We start from the raw sequence: 8,357 nt of genomic DNA on the forward strand, positions 1-8,357 counted from the left end.
CCGGCACCGACCATGCGGTCGGTGCCGGCCGCTGCGCGTCAGGGGACCCGCCGCAGCTCCACCCGCAGCCGCTCGGTCATCTCCTCGGTCCATCCCTCCGGCTGCATCACCGAGACCCAGGCGGCGGCATGCTCGCCGGAGAAGTTGTGGCCGTGTGCCGGCTGGGTGGCGAACGCGCCTGCGAAGTCGCCGGAGACCTGCAGGAAGGTCACGAGCGGCAGCCACACCATGGCGCCGGGCACGTCGTCGCCGGGCGGCTCCTCCAGCCAGTCGGGCCGGGACAGCAGCAGCTCCGGGCTCCACCAGGTCACCGGGTCGGAGGCGTGCTGCAGGTAGAGAACGCGGGTGCCGGGCCACGGCCGGTCCGTCGGAGGCGGCGGTTCGGGGGTCGTGGTGAATCGGACGATCCGGCCGTCGCGGTAGATCGGCTCGATCTCCGGCGACCCCGGATCGCGGCCGTCGACGAACCGCCGGTAGAGCGGGTTCGCGTGCGGCGGCCCGACGAAGAGCGCGCCGGACGTCCGGTTCGCCAGGTCGAGGTCGCCGCTGAAGGTGACCTCGCCGCCGTAGGAGCCGAGGCTCTCGCCGAACACGTAGAGCTCGGGGCGATCCGCGGCGGGTAGCGCGGACAAGCGCGCGTAGAGGGTGTCGAACAGCGTCCGGCTCGCCTCCCGGGCGCGCTCGGCGTCGACCAGGAACGAGAGCCAGGACGGCAGGTACGAGTACTGGATCGCCACGATCGCGGAGTCGCCGCCGGCGACGTACTCGAAGCCGGCGGCCGCGCTCGGCTCGACCCAGCCGGTGCCGGTGGTGCTGACCACGAGGATCCGCGAGCGCTCGAGGCCGCCGGCGCGCACGAGGTCGTCGACCGCCAGTGCGGCGCGGTCCTCGACGTCCTCCGCGCTGTCCAGCCCGGCGTAGACCCGGATCGGCTCCGACGCAGGGCGTCCGGTCGCGTCCTCGATCTGCTCCGCGTCCGGGCCCCGGCCGACGAACGCGCGGCCCTCGCGGCCCAGGGAGTCCCAGGCGACCAGCGAGGCGTCGCTGCCCGAGCGCAGAGGCGTGCTCGGCCGCACTGCGCCCGGTGGTGTCGCCCCGTCCCGCAGGGAGAACGAGGCGTCCAGCGCCGCCAGGCCGCGGTCGGCGATCACCCCCGTGACGAGGCCCCAGGCGAGGGCTCCGGCGAGCAGCACGCCGAGCACCCGCGCCGCGGAGGGGTTCAGGAGGCGCTCCAGCAACGCCACCAGCCGCCGGGTGCCGACGCGGACCCCGCGCGCGATCGCGACCAGGAGGACGGCCGTCGCCGCGGCGATCGGCGGCACCAGCAGCACGAAGGCGACCGGCGTGGGCTCGGTCCCGGCGAGGCGGTGGGCCTCCTCCTGCCACCAGGCACCGAGCGACAGCGCCAGCAGCCCGGCGGCGGCACCGCCGAGGGCGAGGGCGCGCACGGCCCAGGCCGGCCACGGGGAGCGGGGCCGGCCACGGAGGCCGCGCCAGCACCACCCGACCACCAGCCCGACGCCGTACCCGATCGCGGCGGTGACGCCGGTGAGCACGCCCTGCGTGAGCGCGGGCCGGGGGAGCAGGGACGGGGTGAGCGAGAGGCAGGCCAGCAGGACGCCACCCAGGACGCCCGCGGGCAGGGGCCGGAGCCACCGCCGGGCTCGGGCCAGCGGACGGGGGCGGGGTGTGTCCGTCTCTCCCATTCGTCACCGTCCTGGGCGCGCCGCGGGGGTCGGGACCGACCCTACGGGCGTCGCGGCCGTCGGGCGATGCGCCCGACCTTGGGGATGCGCGTGCGCGCCGCGGGGCGCACGATGGAGGTGCCGCCCGGCGCTCCCGCAGAGACGGCCTCAAGGGAGAGGACGCACCATGGATGTGGAGACGCTGTACCACCGGGCCGTCGAGTACCTCGCCGACCGGGTCAACGAGGTGGCGGACGACCAGTGGGACGAGCCGACGCCGTGCGTGGACTGGACCGTGCGCGAGCTCGCCAACCACGTCACCGGCGAGAGCCTATGGGCGGTCCCGCTGCTGGAGGGGGCGACCATCGAGGAGGTCGGTGACCGCTTCGACGGCGACGTGCTCGGCGCGGAGCCGATCCGCACGGCGCTCGCGGCCGCCCGGGCGGCGGTGGCGGCGATGCCCCCGGCGCTGGCGCGCGGGGGCACCGTGCACCTCTCGTTCGGCGAGACGCCGACCGAGGAGTACGCCCGCCAGCTCGCGGCCGACCAGCTGATCCACGGCTGGGACCTGGCGGTCGCCACGGGCGGCGACCCGCGGATGGACCCTCACGTCGTCCGGGAGGTGGCCGAGTGGCTCACCGATCGGGAGGACCTCTATCGCAGCGCCGGCGCGATCGGCCCGAGGCTGGCGCTGACCGGCGATCCGCAGGGCGACCTGCTGGCCCGCTGCGGTCGCGACGCGGCGTGGGGCCCCAACCACCGGACGCTGATCCGGTTCAACGCGGCGTTCGGCGCCGCGGACCTGGAGGCCGCGATGGCGCTGGTCACCGACGACGTCGTCTTCGACGCGACCGCGCCGGCCCCGGACGGCCGGCGGCACGAGGGGACCGACGCGGTGCGGGAGGCCTGGGCCGAGGTGATGGGGACGCCCGGGATGACCTTCACCGAGGAGGAGTCCTTCGTCGCCGGCGACCGCGGCGTGGTCCGCTGGCGGTACGCGTGGGCGGGCTCGGACCCCGGTCACGTGCGGGGCCTCGACGTCCTCCGGTTCCGGGACGGCCTGGTCTGCGAGAAGCTCTCCTACGTCAAGGGGTGAGCCGGGACCGGCATGCTCCGCTCCGACCTGGCCCTGATCCCGGCGAGCATGTCGCGCGACATCACGAAGTCGGCGGGCAGGATGCCGAGGCGGGCGACCAGCGTGAGCCACCAGGGCGCCGTCACCCACCGGGAGCGGACGTGCAGGCGGGTGCGCCCGCCGTCGTCGAGGGGCGTGAGCTGGAACGTCCAGGTCCAGTCCACCGAGGCGACGTCGCGGATCTCGGCCGGGAGGTGGGTGGTCGACCGGAGGACCAGGCTCCGCGCCGGCTCCAGGTCGATCACGGTGAACCCGCACTCGGTCTCCGGCGGGCCGTCCGGGACGAACGAGCCGACCGCGAGGTCCTGCCAGTCCGGCACGACCCGGTCGGCGCTCGGCCCGTTGTCGGGGAAGAACGCGAGGTCGACCCAGCGCGCGGTGTACCAGCCGGCGCGGCCCCAGCCCATCTGCTGCAGCCACGGCCAGACGGCCTCCGGTGGTGCGTCGATCGTCGTCGCGTGGTCGGTCTGGACGCTCGGGCGACCGATCCGTCCGTCGCCGGGCAGGGGCTCCCGGCGCTCCTCGGGGGTGCTGCCGTGGGTCGCGCCCAGCCGGACCAGGCACGCCTCCGCGAGGGCGAGCGCGCCCAGCGTGCTGAGAACCACCACCGCCGTGCCCATCGTGGCCCCTTCCGACCGCCGACCCTCGCACGTCGAGCGTCGGTCGCGCGCACGCGGGGCCCCAGGGGCGAAGGTCCCGCGGGGCGGGGTCGCACGGGCGCCTGCGAGCGGGTCAGGCCAGCCGTGCCGGGAAGCCGCCGGTGGCCACCGGCCCCCACGAGGTCGGCGTGATCCGCAGCAGCGACTTGCCCTGGTCGACCATCGCCTGCCGGTACTCCGCCCAGTCCGAGTGCTCCCCGGCGATGTTGCGGAAGTAGGCGACGAAGGCGTCCAGCGCCTCGGCGCCGTCCGCCGCGTCGAGGACCTCGCAGGTGCCGGAGACCTGGACCCAGGGGCCGTCCCACTCCTCGGAGACGACGACCACACTCACCTCGGGGCGGCGCCGGGCGTTGCGCGTCTTCGCACGCTCGGGGTAGGTGGCGACCACGAGCCGGCCGTCGTCGTCGACGCCGCCGGTCACCGGTGAGGCCTGTGGTGTGCCGTCCGCGCGCCGCGTGATCAGCAGGAAGCGGTGTCGTGGGCGGACGAACTCCACCAGCCCGTCGAGGTCGACCTGGGTGGTGGTGGCGATGGTGCGTGGCATCGGTCCCCGCTCTCTGGCCGCCGGCCGCTCCGGCGACGTCACCTCGAGGCTAGGCGCCCGGTGGGCGGGGCTGGTCCGGCGGGGCAGGGGCCGGCCCGGCGCCGGCCTGCGTCGCGCCGCCCCCTCCGGCGCCGCCGGTCGCGTCGTCCTCCGGCTCCGCGGTGCCGAGGAGCTCGGCGATCCGCCGGGCGATCGTGGCCCGGGCGTCGGCGGACGCGGCGTCCGTCGGCATCTGCTCGGCCAGCCGGAGGAGCGCGACCAGCTCCTCGTGGCTGCGCGCGGCGACGGCCGCCTTGCGCTCCCGCTCGGCATCCTCGTGCTGCATCCGCAGCCGCGCCTCCGCGCGCTCGACCTCGGCGGCGGCTGCGTCGGAGCGGGTGCCCTGGAAGAGCGTCTCGATCGCGTCGATCACCCGCCGCAGCAGGCGGTAGACGAGGTCGGAGGAGAAGCCCCCGACCAGCGCCAGCAGCGGCACGCCGAGCCGGAAGACGGTGGTGCTGGTCTGGGCGCTCGTGTTCATCGAGTCGACCGTGGGGGAGAAGAGGACCGCGAGGATCAGCCCGGCCAGCAGACCCTGCACGAACCGCACCCAGTACGACGACTCGTACTGGTCGTCGTAGCTGAGGTTCTCGATGTAGCGGCGGGCCTTGTGCAGCGAGGCGAAGGTCGCGCCGAGGGCGGAGGCGACCACCAGGTAGCAGGCGGTCTGGGCGCGGGAGATGACGTCGCCGGCGAAGAGGCCGTCGCGGAACTCCAGCCGCGTGCCGACCGCGAGCGCCAGCGCGATGAAGAGCGGCAGCAGGATGATGGCCAGGCCCAGCAGGGTGCGCACGAGGCGGACCTGGCCGAGCTGGCTCAGCCAGTCCGGCGACACCTCGTCCATCGCGCCGACCCGCGGGCCGGAGGGCCCGAAGTAGAGGATGGCCAGGGTCTTCGGCATCGCCGGCGCCACGTCGGCCGCGAGCTTCTTGTGCGACTCGACCAGCCGTCGGAACTCGTCGGCGGTCAGGCTCTCCCGCACGCGACCCGCGACCGACACCTTGTCCCGCACCGCCCGCAGGATCTCGAGGTCGTCGGCGGGTGGGGTCCGCCCGCGCTCCAGCGCGTACTGCGCCATCGCGTGGCACTCCCGCCACAGCGACTCCTGGAGCGCGGTGAACTGACCGTCCGTCCGCTTCTCCGGCGCGAACCTGGCCAGGGCGAGGAAGCCGATCGTCGACGTCGCCCAGATGCCCACCAGCAGCGCCCAGATCGCCGCGTGCAGCCCCGCCTCGGTGTGCGGCGGGTCCAGGTCGAACTCGGTGTAGAGGGAGCCGACCAGGACGGTGGAGGCGATGACGAGCCCGGCGAAGAGGAGCCACATCGACCGGGCCGCGAACGGCCGGCTGAAGTCCCACTTGCGCCGTTGCGGCTGTTGCGCCATGCCGAGACCGTCCTTCCGGGGCGCGGTCACCAGATCGGTGGGTCCCCATGAAGCGTCGTCCGACCTCCTGACCGTAACAGCACACGTGGCTGGTGGGAATCGAGTAACGGGTGGGACGACGTCGCCCGGGTGCCTCGCGGGCGTCGGCGGACGCGTGCAGGATGGCCGCATGAAGGTGGACCTGAAGAAGGAGCTCGACTGCTACCGGGCGCGCCGCGACGAGCTCCGGGTCCTCGACGTGCCGGCGCAGCGCTTCGTCATGGTGGACGGCCACGGCGACCCCAACGCGGCCCCGGAGTACGCCGACGCGCTCGCCGCGCTCTACCCGGTGTCGTACCAGCTCAAGTTCGCCAGCAAGCGGGAGCTGGACCGCGACTACGTGGTGATGCCGCTGGAGGGTCTGTGGTGGGCCGACGACATGGCCTCCTTCACCACCGGGCGGGACAAGTCCCGGTGGGACTGGACGATGATGATCCTGGTCCCCGACTGGATCCCCGCCGAGATGGTCGACGCCGCCATCACGAGGGCCGGCGAGAAGGACCCGCCCGCCGCGCTCGACCGAGTCCGGCTGGAGGCGCTGGAGGAGGGCACCTGCGTGCAGGCGCTCCACGTCGGCCCGTACGACGCCGAGGGGCCGCTGCTGGCACGGATGCACGAGGAGTTCCTGCCCGCCCACGGGCTGCGGCCCACCGGCAAGCACCATGAGATCTACCTCGGCGACCCGCGCCGCGTCGCGCCCGAGAAGCTGCGCACGATCCTTCGGCAGCCGGTGGCGCCGGTCTGACTCGCGGATGGGGCCGCGTCACATGGATTTCCGTCCCTAGATCGGCCGTTCGACGACCAGGATCCATGTGACGCGGGGCGACCGGCTCACCCGGCCGGCGCGAACCCCTCCACGCGGAAGACCGGGAAGTCGGCGGCGATCGCCTCGAAGTCGGCCACGGGGGCGGACCGGTCGACGGGCACGTGCGGGCGCGCGCCGGGCGCGACGTCGAGGTAGCGCTTCAGGATCGGTGCGCGCCGGTCGGGCGGCAGCTCGTGCAGCGCGACCGGCCAGGAGTCGCCGTGGTGGATCACCGCGCGGCCCCCGGCGGCCCGGACGTTGCGCACCCAGTTGGCGTTCTCGCCGAGCATCGAGACCGAGTACCACTCGCCGTCGAGGTCGGCGAGCACCACCGGGAAGCTGACCGGGTTGCCGCTCGTGCGCCCGGTGACCTCCAGCCGCACGTCGCGGGCGCGGGCGAGGCGGCCGCCGGCGCCGTACTGGCGGGCCCAGAAGCGGTTCAGCGTGCGTGCCACCGCGTTCGGCCGGTCGTCCCGGTAGATCCAGCGCTTCAGCCCGTGCAGGCGGCGGAAGGGGGATCGGTCAGCCGTCATGGCTCCAGTGTGCCGAGCGCGGGTTTCGCGGAGGTTGCCGTGCCGGAGCCGGCCGCCCACGCTGTCCGACGCGCGCTCTGCGAGGCTTGCCCCGTGAAGGTCGCCGCTCCCCGGATCACCCGCCCCTCGCTCGTGGACCTCGAGGAGGCCGGCGCCGACGTGGCGCTGGACCACGGCGGCACCGACGGCCACCGGGTGGTCGGCGCGGTCCTGGACGGGGTCCAGCGGTGGGACACCACCTTCCGGGAGACCGAGCTCGTGCGGGCCAGGGCGACGGGCGCGGAGCTGACCGGCTGCCGCTTCCTCGACGTCCGCTTCGACGGGCTCGACGCGCCCGCGCTGACCGCATCCGACTCGGCCTGGCGGGACACCGAGATCGTCGGCTCCCGGCTCGGCACCCTCGGCCTGTACGACGCCAAGGTCAGCTCGCTGCGCATCGCCGACAGCAAGGTGGCGCACCTGGGCCTGCACGGCGCCGAGGTCGACGACCTGCTGGTGGAGCACTGCACCATCGAGGAGCTCGACCTCACCGACGCGAGGCTGACCCGGGTGGCGTTCCGGGACACCTCGGTCCGGGAGCTGACCGTGGCGGGGGCGCGGCTCAAGGACGTGGACCTGCGCGAGGCCCGGCTGACGTCGGTCGCGCCGGTGGCCGGCCTGCGGGGCGCGGTGCTGACCGTGCCGCAGCTGCTCGACCTGGCGCCGGAGCTCGCGGCCGAGGTCGGCATCCGCCTGGGCTGACCGACGCCGTCGGGCGTTCACCCATCCGCTCCCACGGGGGTGTCGACGTACCGCCCGTCCCCGTGGCAGGTTGAGCATGGAGCGATCCCGCCCCAACGGTGACGGCGATGGAGGAACGGTGACGGAGCAGGACGTGGGACCGATCGACTACCTGGCCGTGGAGATCCCCGCGGCCAAGATGCAGGGGCAGGGGCTCGCGGCCCTGCTGGACCTGACCGAGCGCGGCATCATCCGGATCCTCGACCTGGTGGTGGCCACCGTCGGCGAGGACGGCAGCGTGACCGCGGTGGAGCTCACCGACCTCGACGGCGACGGCGAGCTCGACCTCACGGTCTTCGAGGGAGTCCGCTCGGGGCTGCTCGGTGAGGACGACATCGCCGAGGGCGCGGCGATGGTCGAGCCCGGCAACGCCGTCGCGCTGCTGGTCTACGAGAACACGTGGGCGGGGCCGTTCGTCACGGCGATGCGCGAGGTCGGCGCCGAGGTGATCGCCAGCGGCAGGATCCCGGCCGAGGACGTGCTCTCGGCGCTCGACGCGCTCGAGGGCGCCGAGGCCTGAGTCCGGGACGACGAGGAAGAGGAGACGGACGATGGGACTTGTCAGAGGGATGGCGCGGACCGCGGTGGTCGCGGGCACCGCGACCGCGGTGTCGAACCGGGTGTCGCGACGCCAGGCCGGCCGGTGGGCCCAGCAGGCGGACGCCGAGGCGTACCGCCAGCAGCAGTACCAGCAGCCGGCCTACCAGCAGCCGCCGCCCGCGCCGGCGCCGGCCGCGCCAGCCGCCCCAGCGGC

9 protein-coding genes and 1 pseudogene are annotated in these 8,357 nt (G+C 74.5%); 5 read left to right on the forward strand and 5 right to left on the reverse strand.

The genetic code is table 11. The features are described 5' to 3' along the window. Positions 1 to 38 precede the first annotated feature (38 nt). The gene (locus ABLM29_RS18315) at positions 39 to 1,706 is read right to left on the reverse strand and encodes an alpha/beta hydrolase (RefSeq protein ID WP_349715923.1); all 1,668 of its coding nucleotides are present in this window, start codon (positions 1,704 to 1,706) and stop codon (positions 39 to 41) included. Positions 1,707 to 1,872: 166 nt separating this feature from the next. Between ABLM29_RS18315 and ABLM29_RS18320 the strand changes: the two genes are divergently transcribed. Beyond that, a complete protein-coding gene (locus tag ABLM29_RS18320; RefSeq protein WP_349715924.1) occupies positions 1,873 to 2,781 on the forward strand; it encodes a TIGR03086 family metal-binding protein in 909 nt (302 codons plus the stop codon). Here the strand turns inward: ABLM29_RS18320 and ABLM29_RS18325 are convergent. The 3 genes from ABLM29_RS18325 to ABLM29_RS18335 form a co-directional block, all read right to left on the reverse strand. Next, complete coding sequence (locus tag ABLM29_RS18325) at positions 2,766 to 3,440, reverse strand: SRPBCC family protein (RefSeq protein ID WP_349715926.1); 675 nt, start codon at positions 3,438 to 3,440, stop codon at positions 2,766 to 2,768. The two genes, ABLM29_RS18320 and ABLM29_RS18325, sit on opposite strands and share 16 nt — an antisense overlap. Before the next feature lie 112 nt (positions 3,441 to 3,552). Then, positions 3,553 to 4,023: a PPOX class F420-dependent oxidoreductase gene (locus tag ABLM29_RS18330; protein ID WP_349715928.1), complete on the reverse strand. Its 471-nt coding sequence runs from the start codon at positions 4,021 to 4,023 to the stop codon at positions 3,553 to 3,555. Positions 4,024 to 4,072: 49 nt separating this feature from the next. After that, entirely contained in the window at positions 4,073 to 5,446 is a 1,374-nt protein-coding gene (locus ABLM29_RS18335; RefSeq protein ID WP_349715929.1) for a hypothetical protein, read from the reverse strand. Positions 5,447 to 5,615: 169 nt separating this feature from the next. Between ABLM29_RS18335 and ABLM29_RS18340 the strand changes: the two genes are divergently transcribed. Further along, positions 5,616 to 6,230 (forward strand): GyrI-like domain-containing protein, encoded by a 615-nt coding sequence (locus ABLM29_RS18340; RefSeq protein WP_349715930.1) that lies wholly within the window; start codon positions 5,616 to 5,618, stop codon positions 6,228 to 6,230. Positions 6,231 to 6,316: 86 nt separating this feature from the next. On the opposite strand, the gene ABLM29_RS18345 is transcribed toward ABLM29_RS18340, so the two are convergent. Further along, positions 6,317 to 6,823: a nitroreductase/quinone reductase family protein gene (locus ABLM29_RS18345; RefSeq protein WP_349715932.1), complete on the reverse strand. Its 507-nt coding sequence runs from the start codon at positions 6,821 to 6,823 to the stop codon at positions 6,317 to 6,319. A gap of 93 nt (positions 6,824 to 6,916) precedes the next feature. Here ABLM29_RS18345 and ABLM29_RS18350 point away from each other — a divergent pair, with 93 nt between their 5' ends. The 3 genes and pseudogenes from ABLM29_RS18350 to ABLM29_RS18360 form a co-directional block, all read left to right on the forward strand. Further along, positions 6,917 to 7,564 (forward strand): pentapeptide repeat-containing protein, encoded by a 648-nt coding sequence (locus tag ABLM29_RS18350; RefSeq protein ID WP_349715934.1) that lies wholly within the window; start codon positions 6,917 to 6,919, stop codon positions 7,562 to 7,564. A 118-nt stretch (positions 7,565 to 7,682) separates the two neighbouring features. Beyond that, positions 7,683 to 8,123 (forward strand): DUF6325 family protein, encoded by a 441-nt coding sequence (locus ABLM29_RS18355; protein WP_349715935.1) that lies wholly within the window; start codon positions 7,683 to 7,685, stop codon positions 8,121 to 8,123. A gap of 31 nt (positions 8,124 to 8,154) precedes the next feature. Then, positions 8,155 to 8,357 (forward strand): annotated as a pseudogene (locus ABLM29_RS18360) (SHOCT domain-containing protein); the annotation flags it as partial.

This window comes from Nocardioides sp. YIM 152588 (assembly GCF_040191335.1).
Taxonomy (GTDB): domain Bacteria; phylum Actinomycetota; class Actinomycetes; order Propionibacteriales; family Nocardioidaceae; genus Nocardioides.